Genomic DNA, 20,984 nt, shown 5'->3' with positions numbered 1-20,984 from the left:
CTTAAGTCTGAATCTGGAGACGGTCACCGTTGCCGATCCCGAACGACGAGATGACGTCGTAGCCGCTCACGGCGAGGGCTTTGTCATCGAGCGCTAACGAGAACCCTTCGGGCAGCACCATTCCCCTCGCCGCACAGCCATCCCGGATCAGCTGCGTCAGCCGATCGAACGTGACCTCGCCGGGCACCAGCAGGTCGACCTGCTTGCCCGCATGCTCCAGGGTGACTTCGATCACACCGCCGCCCGCTTTCTCCTCGCCCAGAACCTCCCCAGCAGCACGCCCGCCACCAGCACCAGCGGCACCACCACCGCAGCTGCTGCGCCGTACAACACGGGAGACGCTTCGCTCTCCTCCTGCGTCGCCGTGGGCGCCTCTCGCGACGAGTAGTCACCGAACAGTGCCGCCCGGACTTGCTGATAGTCGGCCACGCTGGTCTCCACGTGCGCGAAGTCCAGGGTGTTGGCGACCGTCAGCCGGCCAGCCGCCGCCTCTTGCTCCTTGTGCGCCCTCGCAGAAACATCCGCGGAGAACAGGTCACCACGAATCGCGAAGTCTCCCGTGGAACCGGCGCCCACCGACTCGTTCACGAGAACAGTGGTGTCAAGATTCAGCCGCCCCTCACCGTCGTCATCGGAGGCGAACGCGAAAGCAGGTGCGCTTACCGTCACCGCGACAGCAAACGCACCTGCACACAACCCTCTCGCGAGGAGAGATCGCCGTGCCGAGTCTTCTGCGCCCGGGAAGCTGCTAGAAGCCGAAGCTCTGCGCATCCTGCGCGTCACGCTCAGCAATGGTGTCCGCGTACTTGTTCAACTGCTCGTTGATGTTCACCAGCAACTCCTCGAACTTCTTCACGCTCTCGGAAAGCTGGTTGTACTGCTCGAGATACGCCTGGAACGCCTGACCCTTCCACTCCTCACCAATGGTCGAGTTCATCTGGTTCACCTTCTGAATGGCCTGCTCGATCTCTTCCTTCGAGCGGGTGTAGACCTGAGCCTGCTGCTTCAGTTCTTCGGGCGTAACACTAATCTGAGCCATGGAATGTTCCTTTCTTGGTCCTGATACTGCTCCGAGACCGTAGCATGCCGCCAGCACACGATCAGAAGCCCCGGGAGTCACCATTGTGCATCCCCGCGCCTTGGCCAGGGACTATGACCGGTGCTGCTGTCGGGGCTCCATCGAACATGCCCGCAGCTCGCTGTGGTGGCCGGTAGGCAGATTCCCCGTCATTTCGGCGTTCCACGGGAAGATTCAGTTGACTGCCTGGGGCAGGGCGACGGTCGGTCGCTGCCCGGGAAGACACCCGTACTAGTGCCAAATCCGTCTCGGGATAAGGTCCGCCAGGATGTCGTAGCTAAGGCACGAAGTAGAACACCGATGGCGCAGATCGCGAAGGACATGGGGTCTCGGAGAACTCGATCGCGAACGGAATGAAAAGGAGGTTTATGCAAAATACCCTTGCATGCTCAACGAACGGACCTCCGACCAGGGCTTTTGTGGCGCTCAACCTGAATTGTGCAGAAGCCTCTACGTGACACCAAATGAGTATGAGGCTTGTTCAGAGCACACGATTGCGGCCTGGAAATGCGCGCTGATCAGGGATTTTGTAGTTAACTCGCAGGGCTCGAGTAAGCCTCCAGACGTCGCGACCAGAAATGCGGATTATGCACAATCCGACTGACCGAGCTAGATTCGCACGTGTCGGTCACGAATAAGACCGGCTTATGCGCTCTGATTCAAGCCTCTGCAAAGTATCCATGCATGCTCAACGAACGGACCTCCGACCAGGGCTTTTGTGGCGCTTGACCTGAAGCTTGCATGAGCCTTATGGAAGAGCAACATGCGACAGAAACTCTTCGCAAAGGACCCCGCCGATGAGCACACGGACTACTACAGCAATGACCACCCAGCACTACGCGATCCTCGCCGAACGGATCGAGAACGAATTCATGTGGCGTCGAGGACGGCCACGCAAGCTCTCGCTCGTGGGAGCGCTGCATGTCACCCTTCTCTACTATCGCCAAAATATCACCGAGCAGTTGATCGCTAATGTGGTCAGTATCCAACAGTCGACCGTGTCGCGGACGATCGCGTTGATGGGAGCGATGCTTAATGTCGTTGCCGATGACGAGCAGCCGCATGTCAAGGCCGCGCTCGATGAGACGACGGCCGTCATCGACGGCACCCTGCTCCTGTGCTGGTCCTGGGCAGACGCACCCGAGCTGTACTCCCCCACAGACAAGACCGCAGGGCACACAAGACCACAGGGCACAACTCCCAGGTCCTCGCGGATCTCTCCGGTCGGTCGGTCCATATCTCGGTCTGATCGCGGGCGAGCACCACAATGCCCACGCCTTTCGAGAAACCGGGTTAGCCGACGTCCTCAACCTCTCGACCACGCTGGCCGACAAAGGCTACCAAGGCACCGGATTGGTCACACCGATGAAAAAGAAACGAGGCGAAGAACATCTGCCGGATTAAGCGAAAGAACACAATCGCTTCGTCAACACTCACCGATACATGATCGAGCGAACAATCGCTAACATCAAGACCTGGCGGATACTCCGCACCGGCTACAGGCGGCCACTGCGCACCTTCCGAGACGCTTCCAACGCCGTCCGCGAACTCATCTTCTTCATCCAGAAAAGACCAATTTTGCCTAAGCCTCACCGTGCGCGACCTGAAGCGTCGGAATCGCCTCCTGGCGCAAAAAACGGAGGTGATGCGGCGGGCGTTGGCGTATTTCTCTTCGTGCGAGGTCTGCGCGGAATTCTGTTCCCGCTGACCTTGACGTTGTCGTTGACGGGATCGCCATCGCCGCAGCCTGCCGGGTTGTGGGCTTCTCGCAGCAGGCCATTGACGCCTGGAAGAAGCGGCCCTTTCCCGATCGTGCCCTTTCCCGATCGTGCCCTTTCCCGATCGTGACTGGGACGATGCGCACCTGACCAAGGCCAAGGTCGACGCGCATCGCGACTCTGGGCGGACGCCCCCCTCGTGTCAGCCGCGCGGGGTGCGACCGGCGGCGAGCCCGATCCCGGCCGCGAGTGCCAGTTCGAGGGCCGCGACGGCCCCGACCACCAGTGGGTCCGGCCCGACCTGCGCGAGCCGCCCCGGCCCTGCGGCCCCCGCCGAGAACCAGGCGAGCAGCCCGAGCAGCAGCCCACCCACGACTCCGATGCCGACGGCAGCCGCGGCGCCCCAGCGCAGCAGCGAGCGGCCGTCGAGGGCGTCGAGCACGGCGCGACGCAGGCGCCATCCGGCGGCGAAACCCACCAGCACAGGCACGAGCAGGCCGAGGAAACCGAGGGCCGAATCGCCCTGCGGCAGCGCCGCGAGTACCGGGATCGACGGGATCGGTCCAAGCAGCGTGCCCGCCGGGCTCACGGAGGAACCCGCTCCGAGCGCGAAGCCGGGTCCGATCAGCCAGCTCGCGGCCCAGATCACGAGATTGGGGACGAATGCCAGCTGCCCCAGCGTCAGCGTGAAGCCGCCGAGCGCCTCGCCGCCCAGTCCCTCGTACAGCGCGACCACGGCGGTGTAGTTCGCGACCAGGAGCACCGCGACCAGCACAGCCGCCGCGCCGATCACGCCCGCCGCTGCCAGGGCGCCGCCGCGCAGTGACGCGAGGATCAGGCCGGGCGCGGGCTCGGGGAGGCGGTGCAGGGACTCCGCGGCGAACTCGCCGATCCGGTCCCCCTCGCCGCTGCCCGCGGAGTGCAGTGCCGAGCCGATCAGCACGCCGAGCGCGAAGACCAGGGGCGGCAGCACCGTTCCCTGCACGGGATCGACGGCCACCGCAGAGTCCGGGGAACTGAGCACGACGAGGAGCGCGAGAAGGAAGTACGTGCCGATCGAGACGAGGATTCCGATGGAACGAAACGGCGACTCCTGCGCACGCCTGCCCGTGCGTGCGCCGAGGACCAGGGTGAGCAACGAGAAGGCCAGTGGCGCGATGGTCACGGCGAAGCGCTCCGTGCCGCCAGGCAACCCCAGGGCCAGGGCGGAGTCGGGGGCCAGGCCAGCCTGCAGGTCCGCGCCGTGGCCGAGCAGCCAGGAGTCGGCGGCGATGCGCCAGAACACGCCCCAGTCAACGGCGGTGTCGTACTGGACGGCCCAGAGGACGGTGAGTGGGACAAGCGGGATCGCGATGCCGATGAGCGCCGACAGCGCGGCGTCGAAGGCGGCGAGGAGGGCGACGGTGATCCGGTTCATGAGCCTGATGAGCCTATCGGCGGGTCACTCCGAGCCCGGGGAGAGGCGCGCCGCGCGGGACAGCTGGTCCCCTCGTGTCGAGCCCGTGACGAGGACCAGCGATCGACCCTGGGAGTCGTGGCAGCGAGATATGCAAGAACGGACGAAATCCCGTGCCGCGGCACGGGATCTCGTCCGTTCGAGTACATCTCGCGACATTTCGCGAGAGGCGAGAGGCTACAGCGCTGCGTAGACCTCGCGGAGGAGCGCGGCGGTCTCGGACGGCGTCTTACCCACGCGAACGCCCGCGGCCTCGAGGGCCTCCTTCTTGGCCTGCGCGGTGCCGGCCGAGCCGGAGACGATTGCGCCAGCGTGGCCCATCGTCTTGCCCTCGGGAGCGGTAAAGCCTGCGACGTAGCCGACGACCGGCTTGGTGACATTGGCCTTGATAAACTCGGCCGCGCGCTCCTCCGCGTCGCCGCCGATCTCACCGATCATCACGATCGCCCTGGTCTCGGGGTCGGCCTCGAACGCGGCGAGCGCGTCGATGTGCGTCGTCCCGATGATCGGGTCGCCGCCGATTCCGATCGCGGTCGAGAAGCCCAGGTCGCGCAACTCGTACATCATCTGGTAGGTCAGTGTGCCCGACTTCGACACGAGGCCGATCGGACCTGTGCCGGTGATCGTCGCGGGCGTGATTCCGACGAGCGACTCGCCCGGCGTGATGATTCCGGGGCAGTTCGGGCCGATGATGCGGGTCTTGTTCCCCTTCTCCTGCGCGTACGCCCAGAACTCCGCGGAGTCCTGCACCGGAATGCCCTCGGTGATGACGACGAGGAGGCCGATCTCGGCATCGATCGCCTCGATGACGGCGTCCTTCGAGAAGGCGGGCGGGACGAACGCGATGGAGACGTCGGCGCCGGTAGCCGCCATCGCCTCCTTTACTGTCCCGAAGACGGGGAGTTTGACATCGCCGTGGGTAACGGTCGTGCCGGCCTTGCGGGCGTTGACGCCGCCGACGACGTTCGTGCCGGCCTTGAGCATTAGCGCGGTGTGCTTGGTGCCCTCGCCGCCGGTAATGCCCTGGACGATGACCTTGGAGTCCTTGGTGAGGAAGATCGACATGCTTGTTCTCTGATTCCTTGAGTGGTCGGGTCCGTTAGGCGGCGGCGAGTGCGGCGGCCTTATCGGCGCCCTCGTCCATAGTCGCGGCGAGCGTGATGAGCGGGTTGGCGGCGGCCTGGAGGATCGCACGCCCCTCCTCGACCTTGTTGCCGTCGAGGCGGACGACAAGCGGCTTGGTCGCTGCGTCGCCGAGGATCTCGAGCGCCTGGAGGATGCCGTTCGCGACCGCGTCGCACGCGGTGATCCCGCCGAAGACGTTGACGAAGACGCTCTTGACCTGCTGGTCACCCAGGATCACATCGAGGCCGTTCGCCATGACCTGGGCGGAGGCTCCGCCGCCGATGTCGAGGAAGTTGGCCGGCTTCACGCCGTTGTGCCGCTCGCCCGCGTAGGCAACGACATCGAGTGTGGACATGACCAGGCCCGCGCCATTGCCGATGATGCCGACCTCGCCGTCGAGCTTCACGTAGTTGAGGTCATTCGCCTTGGCCTTGGCCTCGAGCGGGTCGGCGGCGTCCGTGTCCTCGAGAGCGGCGTGCTCCGAGTGGCGGAAGCCGGCGTTCTCGTCGAGCGAGACCTTCCCGTCGAGAGCGACTATGTCGCCCTCCTCGGTCAGCACGAGCGGATTCACCTCGACAAGGGTGGCGTCCTCGCCGGTGTAGACGTCGTAGAGCTTCACGAGCACCGGCGCGACCTTGGCGATGAGCTCCTCCGGGAACTTCGCCGCACGGGCGATCTCCTCGGCCTTGGCCGCGTCGATGCCCTGGCCGGGGACGACCTCGACGCGGGCGAGAGCGTCGGGCCGCTCGACGGCGAGCTGCTCGATCTCCATGCCGCCCTCGTAGGAGGTGAGCGAGAGGTAGGAGCGGTTGGCCCGGTCGAGCAGCACAGAGAAGTAGAACTCGCGGTCGATGCGCGCACCGCCGGCGACCATGACGCGCTTGACGACGTGGCCCTTGATGTCCAGACCCAGGATCGACTGTGCCACGGTAAACGCGTCCTCGGGGGTCTTCGCGACCTTCACGCCGCCCGCCTTGCCGCGACCACCGATCTTGACCTGCGCCTTCACGACGGTGACGCCGCCGAGCTTCTGGGCCGCGGCGCGCACCTCCTCGGGCGTGTCGGCGACAATGCCCGGGAGCACGGGGACGCCGTACTTCTCGAACAGATCACGGGCCTGGTATTCGAAGAGATCCACGCTGCATTCCCATTCCGCGCCGAGCGCGCTTGAATTTCGAGTCAAGGTGGCCCGGACGTCGCCGGAGTCTCGGCACTGTCCCTGGGCCGCGCCGAGTCTACTCCGCGAGCACTCCGCGCTGTCCTCCCACCACTCCGCGCCCGCCGCCGTCCCGCCGCGTAGCGTGGAGTGCATGCCGCCCGTCCGCCCCTCTTGCTCGCGGTCCCGACCCGATGTGTTCCGCGAGGGCGTCTTCCTCCTCGCGGGGGCGCGGGCTATCCTCCTGCAGATCGCATATCCGGCCGTGGGGTACGGAGTCGCCGACCACTCCGACTTTGTGCACCGCGCAGTGAACCGCCTGCACGGCACGCTCTCCTACCTCTACGTGCTGCACTACGGCACGCCGGACGACGTGCGCGCCGTGCGCCGCCGGGTAAACCGCGCCCACGTCCCCGTCCACGGGCCGGGCTATACGGCCTTCGACCCGGAGCTCCAGCGCTGGGTCGCCGCCACGCTCACACAGTCGATGCTGCAGCTTTACGAGGGCGCGTTCGGCGCTCTGGACCCGGAGCAGGCCGACGACATCGTGCGCCGCTCAGTCGTGGTCGGCACGGCGCTGCAAATGCCCGAGGAACTGTGGCCCGACTCCCGCGCCGCCTTCGATGCCTACTGGGAAGAACAACTCGCCCGCCTCAAGGTGACCCCACAGGCACGCCGGGTCGCCCGGGACCTCCTCGGTCAGAGCATCGCGGCCTGGTACCTGCGCCCGTTCGGCCCCTACCTCCGGTTGCTCACGGCTGGCCTGCTTCCCGCCCAGCTGCGCGCACCATTCGGCTTCCGCTGGGACGACCGGCAGGAGCGACGGTTCGACCGGACACTCCAGCGCACCTTCGCCGTCTACCGTCTCCTCCCTGCTGTGATCCGCACGGCGCCGTGCCGCTACTACCTGGCGCGGGTGCGCCGAGGCTGATCAGAATCCGGGAGTGACGACCCAGCCCGCATAGGCCGCCAGCTCAAGGCCGAGCGCCTGCGCGGCCGCCCGTGCCTCGTCGATGCCGCGCTCGTCGCGCACATCCACCGAGACCGGCACGCTGTCACCGAAGCCCGCGATCTCGACGCGGGCGCTCGTCGGACCGCTATACAGCGGCACGTACGCATCGGCGGTCCTTGCGCCGACCACTCGCGACCCCGTCGCCTCCGCGATCACCGCGAGCGCGAACGGAGCCGTCACCACCGCATCCGTGTACAGCACGGCCTCGCCGCTCATCCGCGCCTCATTCCTCCTGCAGGACACCGCATCCTCGGGAACACCCCGCAGCATCCCGACTGTAGAGAGGCGACGGACCGACCGCACCCCCTTCCCCGAGCCTTTCGGATGCGCACTCCCCCGCCGTGATGCGCTGGCAGTCGACTGCCCACCTCCGCGAGATGCCTCTTCGGTACGCCCCCGTCCCCGCCCGTCGCGTACTCAAGAAGCATCTCGCGGAGGTGGCGGGGGACGGAGCGGGGATGGGTGGCGCGCGTCAGGGCAGGAGGATCCAGATGGCGGACGCCAGCGCGGCGCCGGCCGCGGCTCCCGCGATCACCTGTGCGGGAGTGTGCGCGCCGAGGCGGACCCGCGACCAGAGCACGCAGAGCACGATCGGCACGGTGACCGCGAGCGACAGCGGTCCGTAGGCGATCAGCACGACGACCGCGCAGGTCGCGACGACCGCGGCGTGCCCCGAGAGCTTCCAGACGAGGTTCACGACCCCCACGGCGGCCACGACCGCGACGGTCACCACGCCGAAGGTCGTCACCGCGGCCGGGGCGCCGAGAGCGGCCAGCAGCACCAGCCCGACGACGATGGAGACGAGCGCGAGCCCGATCGGCAGCGCCCGCTCGCGGCGGTCCGGCACGTGATGATCGCCGTGGATTCGCCCGCTGCGCATCAGAATGCGGATGACCAGGTACGGCAGCACGCCGATGAAGAGCGCGGCGAGAGCACCCCATGCCATACCGAGCAGCGGCGGATCGGCCACCCGGGCACCGACGACGACCGGCACCACGACCGCGAGGACCGCCGGCGAGAACGCCTCGGTCGCGACGTGCGCCGCCGCGGAGCTACCCGCCATCCGGCTAGAGCTTCTCGATCGGCGCGACCTTGATGAGCAGCTTCTTCGCGCCGACCTGATCGAAGAGGACGTGCGCGACGCGCTTGCTGCCCTCGCCGGTGACCGCGTTCACGCGGCCCTCGCCAAAGTCGGTGTGCCGGATCCGATCCCCCGCGATCAACTCGAGGTCGCCGTTGTCGCGCACCATGCCCGTGATCCGGTTCGGGAACTCGCCCTTCGCCTTCGGGGCCGCGGCCAGAGCCTCGCGGAATTCGGTGTTGGAGCGCGAGCGCCCAAATCCGGGACGCTGTGCGTTCAGCGCACGCGGTTGGGTGCCGCCGCGCGACGTCGCCGCTCCGGGCGACTGCCGCCACTGGATCAGCTCACCGGGGATCTCCTGCAGGAACCGGCTCGGCATCGCGACTGACGTCTCGCCGTACTGCGCCCGCGTCATCGCCAGCGACAAGTAGAGACGCTTGCGTGCGCGTGTGATGCCCACGTAGAAAAGTCGCCGCTCCTCCGCCGGACCGCCGGGTTCATTGGCCGAAATACGGTGCGGGAGCAGGTCCTCCTCGATGCCGGTGAGGAACACCGCGTCGTACTCGAGGCCCTTCGCGGTGTGCAGGGTCATCAGCGAGACGGTGCCCGAGTCGTCTTCCAGGTCGTCCGCCGCGGCGACGAGCGAGACCTCGGTGAGGAAGTCGACCAGCCCGCCGTCGGGGTTGTTCCGCGCGAACTCCTTCGTGACGGCAATCAGCTCATCCACGTTCTCGGCGCGCGCCTCATCCTGTGGGTCGCGGCTGGAGCGGAGCATCTCGAGATACCCGCTACGGGTGAGCAGCGCGGTCAGCACCTCGTGCACCTTCGCCTCGCCGCCCTCTCGGCCCGGATCGAGCAGGAGCGCGCACTCATCGAGCAGGGTCGCGAGATCGACGATCGCCTTCGTCACCTTGGGACCCATGCCGAGCGACCCGGCGTTGCGCATCGACTCGCGGAGGGTAACCCCGTTGGTGTCAGCGAACGACTGCAGCTGCGCCTGGGTCGCCGGACCGATGCCGCGCTTGGGCGTGTTCATAATGCGGCGCAGTGCCAGCACGTCGGCCGGGTTGGCGACCGCGATCAGGTACGCCAGCGCGTCCTTGATCTCGGCGCGCTCGTAGAACTTCGTGCCACCGAGAATCCGGTAGGGCAGCGCCGAGCGGATGAAGATTTCCTCGAGTGCGCGCGTCTGCGCATTAGTTCGATAAAACACGGCGATCTGGTCGTAGCCGGTGCCCGCCGCGTGGAGCCGCGCGATCTCGTCCACGACGAACTGCGCCTCGTCATGCCCCGAGTACCCCGTGTAGCCGACGATCTTCTCGCCGTCACCGCTGGAGGACCAGAGGTTCTTCGCACGGCGGTCGAAATTGTTCGATATGACGGCGTTGGCCGCCGACAGGATGTTCTGCGTGGAGCGGTAGTTCTGCTCGAGCAGGATCACGCGACAGCCCGGGAAGTCGCGCTCGAACTCAACGATGTTACGGATATCGGCGCCGCGGAACGCGTAGATCGACTGGTCGGAGTCGCCGACGACGGTGAGCGAGGCCCCCGGGATCGAGCCGTCGGCAGTGACCGGTCCGCGGTAGGGCCGGTCGAAGTGGGCGGCCGTCACCGTCGCGGGGGGAACTGGCCGGGTCAGCTCGTGGATCAGCGAGTACTGCGCGTGATTCGTGTCCTGGTACTCATCGACGAGTACATGGCGGAACCGCCGCTGGTACTTCGCCGCGACGTGCGGGAACGCCCGGAAGAGGTAAACCGTTTGCGCAATGAGGTCGTCGAAGTCAAAGGCGTTCGCCCCCTCGAGCGCACGGGAGTAGGCACGGAAGACCTGGAGGAACATCTCCTCGTTGGGGTCGCTCAGGTTGGCGGTCCTGGCGTAGGAGTCGACGTCGGCGAGCTCGTTCTTGAGCTTCGAGATCTTCGCGGAGGCGCTCGCGACGGTGATGCCGAGGGAGTCGGCCTCGAGGTCCTTCACGATGCGCTTGAGCAGTGCGCGCTGGTCGCCGGAGTCGTAGATCGTGAACGACCCGGTCATCCCGAAGTTCTCGGCCTCGCGGCGCAGGATCCGCACGCACGCCGAGTGGAACGTCGAGATCCACATCCCCTCGGCGTTCTGCCCCACTAGCTTTTCGACGCGCTCGCGCATCTCGGCCGCGGCCTTGTTCGTGAAAGTGATGGCGAGGATCTGGCTCGGCCACGCCTCGCCGTTGCCCAGGAGGCTCGCGATGCGCCGGGTGAGCACGCTCGTCTTACCCGACCCCGCGCCCGCGACGATCAGGAGCGCGTCGCCCCGGTACTCGACCGCCTCGCGCTGCTGCGGGTTGAGGCCCGCGACCAGCTGCTCGTGCGCGGAGTCGTTGCGGGGCGCGTCGCCGGAGCCGCCGGGGGTACCGACGATGACCGGGGTGGCGCGGGAGTCGCTCGGATTGAAGAGAAAGCTCATGTCCCTCCGAGTGTAAGTCGACCCTCCGACACCGGGCGCTGACTCATGCCGCACGCTGCCGCGGGACGGCCGCCGCCAGCGATCCTCCGACATCGAGACCGCGCCACGCCAGCGAGAAGCCGAGCACGGCGAGAGTCGAAGTCGACATCGCCAACAGCTGGAGCAGCACGAAGGCGGCGAGGTCCTTCGTGTCATCGGGGTAGTACTGGATCCCCTGCACGGCGAGCGCAGCCAGCAGCACAACGACGACGATCGAGCACGTCAACAGGAGCCGCCTCGTACCACGGTGGGGGGTCCGCTTCGGTGCGCGTCCCACCTGGGCCCGAGCCGTCAGCCACGCGCAGGCAACGGAGGCGGACGCTAGCGCCACGAGGTCGGCGCCGAGGACGTCACTCGCGCGGTGCCAGGACGCCGCCATCGTCAGGTTGCCGACGAGCACCACGACCACCCCGCCGAGGGCGAGGACAACCGTCCGGCCGCGCCCGGGAACCACCATCGCCAGCGCGAAGACCACCGAGACCGCGGCGGCCGTATGTCCGCTCGGGAAGCTGCCGCCCGTGTACCAGGAGTCTGCAATGACCAGTTCGGGACGCTCGAGCACGACGTTCTTCAACACTTGCGTGAGCGCGGCCGTCATGACAATCGAGCCCACGGAGGCGATGGCGAGAGCCGGGCGCCTCCGGATCAGAGCGATCAGCGCGACGAGCAGGGCGCCGAGGAGCATCGAGATCGGGGTGAACTCGGCGAGCGTACCGGCCGCGGCACCGGTCGCGCGGCCGAACACCTGGTCGGCTCCACGGAGACCCGAGTTCTCGACACCCTGCCCCTGCGGCGTCAGCACGGCGAGCCCGTAGACAACGGCGACGCCGAGCGCCGCGAGGAGCGCGGTGATGAACCAGCGGCGGGTGATGCGGGTGCGGGTGCTCATCGTGCGCCTCCTCTCGTCGGCGATCTTGGGGCTCAGCGATGTGGGGCGTCAACGATGTCGGAGCTCAGCGGCTTGGGGGGCACAGCGGTGCAGGTGTGGCTAGTCGCGAGCAGAAGGCGGGGCGGGGCGGGAGCGCCGAGTGATCTGCCCATGATGGCATCGGAGGCTCCACTCCGGCTCCGCGCGCGCCGAGCGTCAGCCGATGCGCAGCCTCGCCGGCGCGCTCATCCCCGCACCCGGCGCTCGGAATCGACCGCACGCGCCTCGACGGCGAGATCCGGCTGATCCGCGAAGACGCCGTCGATTCCCGTCTGCAGAATGAGGGCGAACTCCTCCTGCCAGGCGCCGTACTCGGCAGGGTCCTTGCCGCGACGGTGGACTTTGTCCAAGAAGCGGTTCTCCGCGCGGAGGGTCCAGCAGTAGGCCTCCAGCCCGACGGCGTGCGCATCGGCGACGAGAGAGTTCGTCCCGACAACGCGGCCCGCAGCGTCCCGGCGGAACAGCATGCTCTTGTCGACGCTGATCCCATGGACCGTGCCGGCGAGGTTGCGCAGTCCCGAGGGAGTGGTGAAGGCGGAGTAGGGAGTCGCGTGGACGCCATGCGCCGCAACGAGGTCAGGGGGCGCGCCCCGGGACTCGAGGAGGTAGACCCGGCGGGTGCCGACCCCGCTCACGGCGAGGCGTTCGAGGACCGTCTTCTCGAAGCTCTCGATCGTTAGGCGCGGATCCCGTTCCCCCCAGCCCGCGGCGGTGAGCTCCTGGCGTAGCAGCACGTCGAGCGAGAGCCCGAGGCCGTCGAAGTAGGTCGCGTGCTTGAGTTCAACGACGAGTTCCGGCGGCGCGTCAGGAGCGTCCTCGGCCGCCCGGTCGAGCAGAGCGAGGAGCTCGCTGAAGCGCAGGAGCGGGAACTGGCCGTCAAAGGTGGCGCTCGCAGGCCGGACGGCAGGCAGCCGCTCCCGAGCGTGCAGGAGCGACAGCTCATCCCAGGTGAAGTCCTCAGTGAACCAACCGGTGATCTCGCGCCCATCGATCCGCTTGGTGCAGCGCCGCTCAGCAAATTCGGGGTGGCGCTCGATGTCCGTCGTCCCCGAGATCTCGTTCTCATGCCTCAGCACGAGCACGCCGTCCCGGGTGGCGACGAGGTCGGGCTCGAGCGCGTCTGCCCCCAGGGCGATCGCCAGCTCATAGGCGGATCGAGTGTGCTCGGGGCGGTAGCCGCTTGCTCCGCGGTGACCGATAACGAGCGGAGTGCGACGCGCTGGCATGCCGTGATCCTATGGGCGCCAGGCTACGGTTCCCGGCACGCCGGTTGTGCGTCGAGTCGAGATCAGCTCGGAGTGAACAGCCAGACTCTGAGAGGCGCTCTCAGATAGTGTGGGTGCATTGTCGATGGTCTTCCAGGACTCTTGACATCTCCCGCACCCACAGCGACTCAGATCCGCAGGCTCCCTCGGAGACCAGCGCACCTGAGAGAAGAGGAACCATGGCAAGCAATAATCCGGCGTTCGGACGCCCGGAGTTCAGCAACCGCGGTTACGCCGGCCGCGTGCAGGACCTCCCGGATGTCTCCCCCGACACGCTCGACCAGATGTACAACCGTCCGGCCGCCAGCTCGGTCGAGACCGATCGGATGACCATCGAGGACACCCTCGCGAAGACGGCTCTCGCCTTCGTGGTGCTCCTCGCGGGTGCCACCGTCGGCTGGTTCGTTCCGGCACTGATGCTGCCGGCCGTGCTCGTCGCCCTGGTGCTCGGCATCGTCAACGCTTTCAAGAAGGTGCCGTCTCCCGCCCTGATCCTCGGCTATGCGGCGACCCAGGGCATCGGCGTGGGCGCGATCTCGCGCTTCTTCGAGAGCGCCTACGAAGGTGCGGTCGTCCAGGCCCTCCTGGCCACGGTCGTCGTGATCGGCGTCACTCTGACGCTGTTCATGAACGGCAAGATCCGCACCTCCCCGAAGCTGAACAAGATCTTCTTCATCGGGATGATCAGCTATGCGGTCTTCTCGCTGGTGAACCTGGGCCTCGGCCTGTTCGGCGTCGGCGGCGGATTTGGTCTGCGGACCGGCTTCATCGGCATCGTGATCGGCCTCATCGCCATCGCTCTTGCGACCTACTCACTCGTGATGGACTTCGAGTTCATCCAGCAGGGCGTACGCAACCGCGCCCCGCGCATCTACGGCTGGACCGGCGCCTACGGCATCCTGGTCACCGTGGTCTGGATGTACCTCGAGCTCCTGCGCCTCATTGCGATCTTCCGCCAGTAGCAGGGCCTCTGTTCGCGGACGGGCGCTCGACCTCAGGGTCGGGCGCCCGTCCGCGTTCCTGGCGCAATCGAAGGAGCGCCTGGCACGATGAGCGGGTGGCTGCCGCTCGCGACTCCCGTCTTCCCGGCCTCGACGTCGCGCGAGGTCTTGCCGTACTCGGGATGCTCGCCGCCCACCTCGCTCCGATCGAACGCGAGATGCTCTGGGACGGCCGCAGTGCGGTACTTTTCGCCGTACTCGCTGGCGTCTCGATAGGACTCATGACCGGGGGTGCGGGCCGATCGGCGAGGCCGTGGCGCGACACCGCGTCCATCCTGCTGCGCGCACTCCTCCTCCTCGCTCTCGGCCTGGCCCTGAACCTGCTCGGGACGCCGATCGCGGTGATCCTGCCGCACTACAGCCTGATGTTCGCGGCGACGGCGCTGCTGCTGTTCCTGCCGAGAGCGGTCCTCGCCGTGCTGGTCGCGCTCATCGCGATCGCGGGTCCGATCCTCGTCGATGAGCTCACGATCTCGGGGAACAGGTGGCTCGCGACGCTCCCACCCGAGGAGTCCGTGCTGGCCGCCCTGCCGGTGACCTGGCTGACCCAGTACTACCCTGTCGCGTCGTGGCTGGCCTACGTGGTGCTGGGGCTGCTGATCGCGCGGTGCAGCATCCGCTCGGTGACCACTGCACGATGGCTCGTGATCGGCGGGGCTGCTGCGGTAGTGCTCGGGTACGGCGGCGGCCTGATCCTCGGTGGGCCCGAGTCGGTTGAAGCGCACGCCAGCACCACCCCCGAGCTGGTCGGGTCGGGCGGATTCGCGGCCGTCGTTCTCGGCGCGTCGATGGCGCTCACTGAGCAGCTGCCGCTCCTGCGCAGGGTTACCGCTCCGCTCGCCGCGGTGGGCGCCATGCCGCTGACGATCTACTCAGTGCAGCTCGTGGCCCTGGCCGTGTACTTGGTGCCCTACGAACCGTTCGATTTCGAGGCGTGGCGTAGCTGGCCCCTCGTCACGGCCTTCGTCGTCGGCTCTGTCGGGTTCGCTCTGGGGTGGCGGCGGCTGGTCGGGCAGGGACCGCTGGAGTGGCTGGTCGCGCGTGCCTCACTGCGGCCGCGTCGGCAGCTCGCCCGGCCGGCGCTGGGTTAGGGTGGCCGGGTGATTCCGCGTCGCGAGGCCGCTCAGCGCCTCGACATTCCCGTCGAGATGGCGGTGCGGCACGGTCTGCCCGAGAAGCTTTCGGAGGAGGAGTGTGTCGCTCTCGAGCAGGATCCGCCTCCGTGGCTGGTTCAGTCGCGCGAGAACCGCACGGGGCGACGACCGGTATGGGTGACCCTCGCATGCGCCGTCTGCGGCCGTTCTGAGGCCGCCCGCCCCAAGAAGTGGTGGCCGGACTTCACATTTCTGGCGTGCGAGGACCATTCCGCGGACGCATGGCCACCCCATCCCGAGGGCCACCGCCGCGACGAATACGACGGCATCGGCACCCGCTTCATCGGCGTCGTCGACGCCCCCGCCTAACCCGCCCTGCCGGACGGAAACCCCCGTGCGATCTGCAGGACATCCCTGCCTCCCCACGCGTCCCCCCCAAGCTGCCGAGCCCGCTTCCTCCCCTCATCCCTGCACACCGCACACCCCCGTCATGCAACGACGCCCCCTACACATGCCGCGGGCCTCCGCGCGGTCAGCTGCAAGGCGGAGAAGGGAGCGATACCGGAGGTATCGTGACCGACGACAACGCCGCAGATGACCGTGCGGAGGCCCGCGGCGTTACTCCCACTCGATGGTGGCGGGGGGTTTGGAGGTCACGTCGAGGACGACGCGGTTCACTCCGCTGACCTCGTTGGTGATGCGGTTGGAGATGCGGGCGAGGAGGTCGTAGGGCAGCCGGGTCCAGTCGGCGGTCATCGCGTCCTCAGAGGAGACGGGGCGCAACACGATCGGGTGGCCGTAGGTGCGTCCGTCGCCCTGGACGCCGACAGAGCGGACGTCGGCGAGCAGCACGACGGGGCACTGCCAGATCTCGCTGTCCAGACCGGCGGCGGTGAGTTCAGCGCGGACGATGGCGTCGGCGTCTTGGAGCAGGTCGAGCCGCTCCTGGGTGACCTCGCCGATGATGCGGATGCCGAGGCCCGGGCCGGGGAAGGGCTGGCGGCCGACGATGGTCTCGGGGAGGCCGAGTTCGCGGCCAATGGCGCGGACCTCATCCTTGAAGAGGGTGCGCAGCGGTTCGACAAGCGCAAACTGGAGGTCTTCGGGGAGGCCGCCGACGTTGTGGTGCGATTTGATGTTGGCGGTGCCAGTGCCTCCGCCGGATTCGACCACGTCGGGGTAAAGGGTGCCCTGCACGAGAAAGTCGATCGACTCCCCTTCGCCCTTCGCTTCGAGCACGAGGGCTTCGGCGGCCGCCTCGAAGGTGCGGATGAATTCGCGGCCGATGATCTTGCGCTTCAGCTCCGGGTCGCTCACGCCGGCCAGTGCGTCGAGGAATTGCTCGCGGGCGTCGACGGTCACGAGGCGGACGCCGGTGGCGGCCACGTAGTCCTCCTCGACCTGGCGGCGCTCGTCCTTGCGGAGCAGGCCGTGATCGACGAACACGCAGGTCAGCTGGTCGCCGATCGCCCGGTGCACGATGGCGGCGGCGACGGCGGAGTCGACTCCGCCGGAGAGGCCGCAGATGACGCGGCCGGAGCCGATCTGCTCGCGGATGACGGCGACCTGGTCGTCGATCACGTTCGACGAGTTCCAGTCGGCGGGAATGCCGGCGGCGCGGTGCAGAAAGTTCTCGATGACGGCCTGGCCGTGCGCGGAGTGCTTGACCTCGGGGTGCCACTGCACCCCGTAGAGGCGGCGCGCGTCGTTGCCGAACGCAGCGACCGGGGTGGAGGTGGTGGAGGCCAGCACCTCGAAACCGTCAGGGGCCTTCGCGACCGAGTCGCCGTGGCTCATCCACACCGTCTGATCGGTCGGCTGCTCGCCGAGGAGGACTCCGCCGTCGGTCGAGAGCGCGGCGTCCGTCGCTCCGTACTCGCGAAGGCCGGTGTTGGCGACCTCGCCGCCGAGGGTTTTCGCCATCACCTGGAAGCCGTAGCAGATGCCCAGGACGGGAACGCCGAGGTCGAAGATGGCGGGGTCGAGCTGGGGAGCGCCCTCCTCGTACACGCTGGAGGGCCCTCCGGAGAGGATGATGCCGACCGGAGATTTGGCCGCAATCTCGGCCGCCGTCGCGTTCGACGGCACGATCTCGGAGTAGACGTTCGCCTCGCGAACGCGGCGGGCGATGAGCTGGGCGTACTGGGCGCCGAAGTCGACGACGAGGACGGGCTGCGCGGCGAGATGCGGCTGGGGAGCGGTGGGCTGCTCGCTAATGGGGGGCCTCCACGGAGTCGGTCGGGGTCTTCGGGTTGGCGCCGGCGGTGCGGCGCTCGAGGTACTGCTCGACCTCGCGGGCGATGCGAGTCTCGACGAAGAAGGAGAGGGTAGGAACGACTCCGCCGAGCGCGATGAGTACGAAGCGCGCGAACGGCCAGCGCATCAGGCTCCACAGGCGGAAGTCGGCGAAGAGGTAGACGACGTAGAACCAGCCGTGCGCGATCAGGATGCCGGTGGACACGTTCGCACCGGTGCCGCTCGAGCGGTACTCGCCTCCCGGCGCTTCGTACATCGGTGCGAAGTGCAGCACGCCCTGCTGGCCGAACGCGAACAGCTCCAGGTGGAACACATACTTCAGCAGCATTTCGGCGCAGAGCAAAAGCAGCATCACGCCGGTGATGATCGAGGTCACCCGGTAGAAGCGCAGGGCGCTCCTGATCGCAGGGAACTGCGCAGGCTTGGGCTCGAGGGGCATGGCGACCAGTTTACGGTGCGGGGGCGGGGGCCTCGGCCCGGTTGTTCCGCGCCCGCTCCTCGGCGTCAAGTGCCTCCTCGGCCTCGCGCTCCCACGCATCGCGGACGAGCCGGAACCACAGGTAGAGCGCGAATCCGGCGAACACGACCCATTCGATCGCATAGAACACATTCAGCCAGTTGAGCGATACGTCGCTCACCCGGGCCGGGGAGTCAATGGCCTCGAGGCCGTCGATCGGCTGGTCGACGACGACATAGCCCTGGTAGACGTCCTGCGGAGGATCCGGCCAGCGGTTAATGAGGGCCGGGATGGACAGCGCGGTGAGGGTCATCGGATCGAGTCCCGCCGCGGGCACTTCGGCTGCCTCATTCGCGACAAGACGACCGGTGAAGGCGATGGGGGTCCGCTCCTCGCCGCTGTTCACGCGATCGGCAACCGTCTGCGCCTGCTCCCGGTCGGCCGTCCAGCCGTAGGCGAGAACCAGGTCGGCGTCGATGGTGCGGGTGCGAGCGATGACCCACCAGCCCGGCCGCTCCCCGTTGAGGCGTCCGCCGAGGATCTCAGCGCCCCCGGCGACGACGCTTGAGCTGCCCTCGACGCGCTGACCGTCGGCGGTCGCGGTGATCGAGCGCGAGGGAGCCGCAACGTCCTCGAGCGCCAGCGTCGTCTCCGATACTCCGGAATTGGGCACCGCTGCGTCGACGGCACGGCCGATCTGCCACTGGCCGAGCGCCGCGAACAGTCCGGCGATCACGAGGGCGAGCAGGAGCGCCGCGATCCAGCGCGGGCGCCTGGCCACCTGCCACACCGTGCTCTGCGTCATTCGTCCCTCGTCCACGCTCATCCCGTGGGGTATCTCCCGGGCCCCAGGAAGCCTAACCCGCGAGTGTCGGAACCCCGCTGGGTCAGTAGTCCGGCTCCCGTGGGCGCCTCGGGCGGCCGTCACGCGCCCCGTCCGACTGCTGCATCGCCTGGTCGATCAGGGCCTGTCGCATCGGATCGGGGAATTCATCGTCGAGCTCGTCGTGCTCGGGCGACCTCCGGGGCAGCTCCGTCGGCTCCTCGGCCGCCGAGGCCCCGGGAGCCACCATCGCTGCCTCGACCAGAGCGAAGTTCTCCTCGGTCATCGCCGGGCGGACCGGAGCGGGGCGGTGCCGGCGACGCGAGAGGAATGCCCCGATGGTCTCGGAGCGCGAGGCCAGGATCGGGCCAACGATCGCCATGATGAGAACGTACAGACCGGCGAAAGGCTGGATCCGCTCGTCAAGACCCGCCGAGAGCGAGAGCGTCGCCAGGATCAGCGCGAACTCGCCGCGGTTATGCAGGATAAACGCCGCGTTCAGGCCGGCTCTCGGCCCGAGCTTGTTCAGCCAGGCGACGAACTGGCCTGCGCCGAGGTTGAGCACGATCGTCATCATGGAGGCGATCAGCACCGGGACGACGACGCTCGGGAACGCTCCAGGATCGAGCCCCAGCCCAAAGTTGACGAAGAAGAATGCGCCGAACACATCCCGCAGCGGAATAGCGATGTGCTCCACCCGCGAGCGGAAGCGGGTCGCTCCGATGACCAGTCCGATGAGGAAGGCCCCGATCGCGTCCGTCACTCCGAGGACTTCGCCGATCCCGCCGAAGAGGATCGCGAGTCCGAAGAACAGGATCGTGAACAATTCGTCGTCACGCGTGCGGAAGAACCTCGAGACCACGCGGCCACCCCAGCGGGCGATCGCGAACATGACCACGAGGAACGCGAAGGCGATGAGCAGCTTGAGGATGACCGGCCACGGCTCCGTCTCCCCCGAGAGGACGACGGACACGATCGCCAAGTAGACCGCGATAAAGATGTCCTCGACCACGGTCACGCCGAGGATCATCGGCGTCTCGGGGTTCGCCAGCCGCTTCAGCTCGATCAACAGCTTGGTGACGATCGCGCTCGAACTCGTGGCCGTGATGCCGGCGATGATGAGCGCTTCCCGGCTACCCCAGCCGAGCAGGAAGCCGAACCCCAACCCGACGACCATGTTGACCGCGATGTAAGAGCCGCCAGAGAGAATCAGTCTCCCGGCGTTGCCGAAGAACTCGTCCTGGTCGAACTCGAGCCCGAGGTTGAACAGGAGCAGGATCAAACCGAAAACGGCCGTCAACTCGATGTAGCTCGACTCGAAGTTGAGGGGGAACAGTGGGAAGTTCGGGCTCGCTAAGAGCCCGACGACCATGTAGATGGGGACGGCCGGGAGCCCGATCGTCCTCCCCAGCCGACCGAGGACGTAGGCGACGACGAACAGGATCCCGAGGACGATGAGGTCTTCGCCGTGGTGCATCCTCAGACTCCGGGCGGGGCGTCGACCGCCTTGGCGAAGCTGCCGGTGCGGAAGAAGGCGAACGCCTTGGCGACCTTCTCGGGGCTGCCCGCGACTACCAGGGTGTCGCCCGGGAAGACGCGGAAGTCGGGGGCCGGAGCGGGGTTTGCCGCGTCCCCGCGGACGACGGCGACGACCGTGAGGCCGACGATCCCGCGGTCGGCAGGCTTGCCGAGCTGCTGGCCGGCGATGTGGTCGTCGTAATCGACAGTGAACCAGTCGATCGAGAGGCCGGGGATCTGGTCGAGAGCGGTAAGCGACTCGGTGATCTGCGTGCCGCCGAGCAGCTCCGCGAGCGTGTGCGCCTCGTCGTCGCTGAGCCGGAGCGAGACCTTCGCACCGTCCTGGTCGCCCTCGGCGAACGTGATCAGGTCGCTGTGACCAGAGCGGTGCGCGATGACGCCGACCTTGCCGCCATCGGCGGTCAGGAACGTGTGCAGAACGCCGACTCCGGGCAGCTTGACCCTGCGAACCTCGACCATGCGTGCTCCATCCACGCCCTGCGGCGCTCCTGACTCGGGACCTCTAGCTTAGGC

The 20,984-nt window shown here is 67.5% G+C and carries 21 protein-coding genes; 5 read left to right on the top strand and 16 right to left on the bottom strand.

Translation table 11 applies throughout. The features are described 5' to 3' along the window. Window position 1 precedes the first annotated feature (1 nt). The 3 genes from HRF29_RS11855 to HRF29_RS11845 all read right to left on the bottom strand — a co-directional run bounded on the left by HRF29_RS11855 (window position 2) and on the right by HRF29_RS11845 (window position 1,039). Window positions 2-235 carry an EsaB/YukD family protein gene (locus HRF29_RS11855; protein ID WP_173249022.1) on the bottom strand — a complete coding sequence of 78 codons (234 nt, stop codon included), beginning with the start codon at window positions 233-235 and terminating at the stop codon, window positions 2-4. After that, the gene (locus HRF29_RS11850; RefSeq protein ID WP_173249020.1) at window positions 232-669 is read right to left on the bottom strand and encodes a hypothetical protein; all 438 of its coding nucleotides are present in this window, start codon (window positions 667-669) and stop codon (window positions 232-234) included. The genes HRF29_RS11855 and HRF29_RS11850 overlap by 4 nt, the downstream gene beginning before the upstream one ends. A 79-nt stretch (window positions 670-748) precedes the next feature. Then, a complete protein-coding gene (locus HRF29_RS11845; protein WP_173248649.1) occupies window positions 749-1,039 on the bottom strand; it encodes a WXG100 family type VII secretion target in 291 nt (96 codons plus the stop codon). Between the two features lie 836 nt (window positions 1,040-1,875). On the opposite strand from HRF29_RS11845, the gene HRF29_RS15550 reads away from it, so the two are divergent. Beyond that, window positions 1,876-2,544: a transposase family protein gene (locus HRF29_RS15550; RefSeq protein ID WP_425503129.1), complete on the top strand. Its 669-nt coding sequence runs from the start codon at window positions 1,876-1,878 to the stop codon at window positions 2,542-2,544. 454 nt (window positions 2,545-2,998) lie between these two features. Here HRF29_RS15550 and HRF29_RS11835 read toward each other — a convergent pair whose 3' ends face one another. The 3 genes from HRF29_RS11835 to sucC form a co-directional block, all read right to left on the bottom strand. Next, window positions 2,999-4,213 (bottom strand): cell division protein PerM, encoded by a 1,215-nt coding sequence (locus HRF29_RS11835; protein ID WP_173249016.1) that lies wholly within the window; start codon window positions 4,211-4,213, stop codon window positions 2,999-3,001. A gap of 216 nt (window positions 4,214-4,429) precedes the next feature. Next, the gene (gene sucD / locus HRF29_RS11830; protein ID WP_173249014.1) at window positions 4,430-5,317 is read right to left on the bottom strand and encodes a succinate--CoA ligase subunit alpha; all 888 of its coding nucleotides are present in this window, start codon (window positions 5,315-5,317) and stop codon (window positions 4,430-4,432) included. A 34-nt stretch (window positions 5,318-5,351) separates the two neighbouring features. Further along, window positions 5,352-6,515, bottom strand: coding sequence for an ADP-forming succinate--CoA ligase subunit beta (gene sucC, locus HRF29_RS11825; RefSeq protein WP_173249012.1), 1,164 nt, complete (start codon window positions 6,513-6,515; stop codon window positions 5,352-5,354). A gap of 172 nt (window positions 6,516-6,687) precedes the next feature. Between sucC and HRF29_RS11820 the strand changes: the two genes are divergently transcribed. After that, the gene (locus tag HRF29_RS11820; RefSeq protein ID WP_173249010.1) at window positions 6,688-7,464 is read left to right on the top strand and encodes an oxygenase MpaB family protein; all 777 of its coding nucleotides are present in this window, start codon (window positions 6,688-6,690) and stop codon (window positions 7,462-7,464) included. Here HRF29_RS11820 and HRF29_RS11815 read toward each other — a convergent pair whose 3' ends face one another. From HRF29_RS11815 to HRF29_RS11795, 5 genes are all read right to left on the bottom strand, one after another. Beyond that, a complete protein-coding gene (locus HRF29_RS11815) occupies window positions 7,465-7,761 on the bottom strand; it encodes a Rossmann-fold NAD(P)-binding domain-containing protein (protein WP_173249008.1) in 297 nt (98 codons plus the stop codon). Between the two features lie 256 nt (window positions 7,762-8,017). Beyond that, entirely contained in the window at window positions 8,018-8,608 is a 591-nt protein-coding gene (locus HRF29_RS11810; RefSeq protein WP_173249006.1) for a phosphatase PAP2 family protein, read from the bottom strand. Window positions 8,609-8,612: 4 nt separating this feature from the next. Next, a complete protein-coding gene (locus tag HRF29_RS11805) occupies window positions 8,613-11,069 on the bottom strand; it encodes an ATP-dependent helicase (RefSeq protein ID WP_173249004.1) in 2,457 nt (818 codons plus the stop codon). Between the two features lie 43 nt (window positions 11,070-11,112). Continuing rightward, window positions 11,113-11,997 (bottom strand): phosphatase PAP2 family protein, encoded by an 885-nt coding sequence (locus HRF29_RS11800; protein WP_173249002.1) that lies wholly within the window; start codon window positions 11,995-11,997, stop codon window positions 11,113-11,115. 224 nt (window positions 11,998-12,221) lie between these two features. Further along, on the bottom strand, window positions 12,222-13,262 hold the full coding sequence (locus HRF29_RS11795; RefSeq protein WP_173249000.1) for a glycerophosphodiester phosphodiesterase family protein: 1,041 nt from the start codon (window positions 13,260-13,262) through the stop codon (window positions 12,222-12,224). Between the two features lie 218 nt (window positions 13,263-13,480). Here HRF29_RS11795 and HRF29_RS11790 point away from each other — a divergent pair, with 218 nt between their 5' ends. From HRF29_RS11790 to HRF29_RS11780, 3 genes are all read left to right on the top strand, one after another. Beyond that, window positions 13,481-14,263, top strand: a complete 783-nt coding sequence (locus HRF29_RS11790) for a Bax inhibitor-1/YccA family protein (protein WP_173248998.1) — start codon at window positions 13,481-13,483, stop codon at window positions 14,261-14,263. Between the two features lie 95 nt (window positions 14,264-14,358). Further along, entirely contained in the window at window positions 14,359-15,393 is a 1,035-nt protein-coding gene (locus tag HRF29_RS11785) for a DUF418 domain-containing protein (protein WP_173248996.1), read from the top strand. 9 nt (window positions 15,394-15,402) lie between these two features. Beyond that, the gene (locus HRF29_RS11780; RefSeq protein ID WP_173248994.1) at window positions 15,403-15,765 is read left to right on the top strand and encodes a hypothetical protein; all 363 of its coding nucleotides are present in this window, start codon (window positions 15,403-15,405) and stop codon (window positions 15,763-15,765) included. Window positions 15,766-16,014: 249 nt separating this feature from the next. Here the strand turns inward: HRF29_RS11780 and guaA are convergent, their stop codons facing one another. The 5 genes from guaA to HRF29_RS11755 form a co-directional block, all read right to left on the bottom strand. Then, the gene (guaA, locus tag HRF29_RS11775) at window positions 16,015-17,613 is read right to left on the bottom strand and encodes a glutamine-hydrolyzing GMP synthase (protein WP_173249061.1); all 1,599 of its coding nucleotides are present in this window, start codon (window positions 17,611-17,613) and stop codon (window positions 16,015-16,017) included. Further along, on the bottom strand, window positions 17,609-18,091 hold the full coding sequence (locus HRF29_RS11770) for a DUF3817 domain-containing protein (RefSeq protein ID WP_173248992.1): 483 nt from the start codon (window positions 18,089-18,091) through the stop codon (window positions 17,609-17,611). Before HRF29_RS11770 ends, guaA begins: the two co-directional genes overlap by 5 nt. A gap of 10 nt (window positions 18,092-18,101) precedes the next feature. Then, window positions 18,102-18,914, bottom strand: a complete 813-nt coding sequence (locus HRF29_RS11765) for an SURF1 family cytochrome oxidase biogenesis protein (protein WP_173248990.1) — start codon at window positions 18,912-18,914, stop codon at window positions 18,102-18,104. Between the two features lie 82 nt (window positions 18,915-18,996). Then, the gene (locus tag HRF29_RS11760; protein ID WP_173248988.1) at window positions 18,997-20,409 is read right to left on the bottom strand and encodes a cation:proton antiporter; all 1,413 of its coding nucleotides are present in this window, start codon (window positions 20,407-20,409) and stop codon (window positions 18,997-18,999) included. Window positions 20,410-20,411: 2 nt separating this feature from the next. Beyond that, window positions 20,412-20,945, bottom strand: a complete 534-nt coding sequence (locus HRF29_RS11755) for a cation:proton antiporter regulatory subunit (RefSeq protein WP_343043732.1) — start codon at window positions 20,943-20,945, stop codon at window positions 20,412-20,414. Window positions 20,946-20,984: the final 39 nt, after the last annotated feature.

Source organism: Rathayibacter agropyri (genome assembly GCF_013249015.1).
In the GTDB taxonomy this organism is placed as follows: domain Bacteria; phylum Actinomycetota; class Actinomycetes; order Actinomycetales; family Microbacteriaceae; genus Rathayibacter; species Rathayibacter agropyri.
The sequence above is the reverse complement of the archived record's forward strand: the minus strand, read 5'-3'. Positions and strand labels throughout refer to the sequence as shown.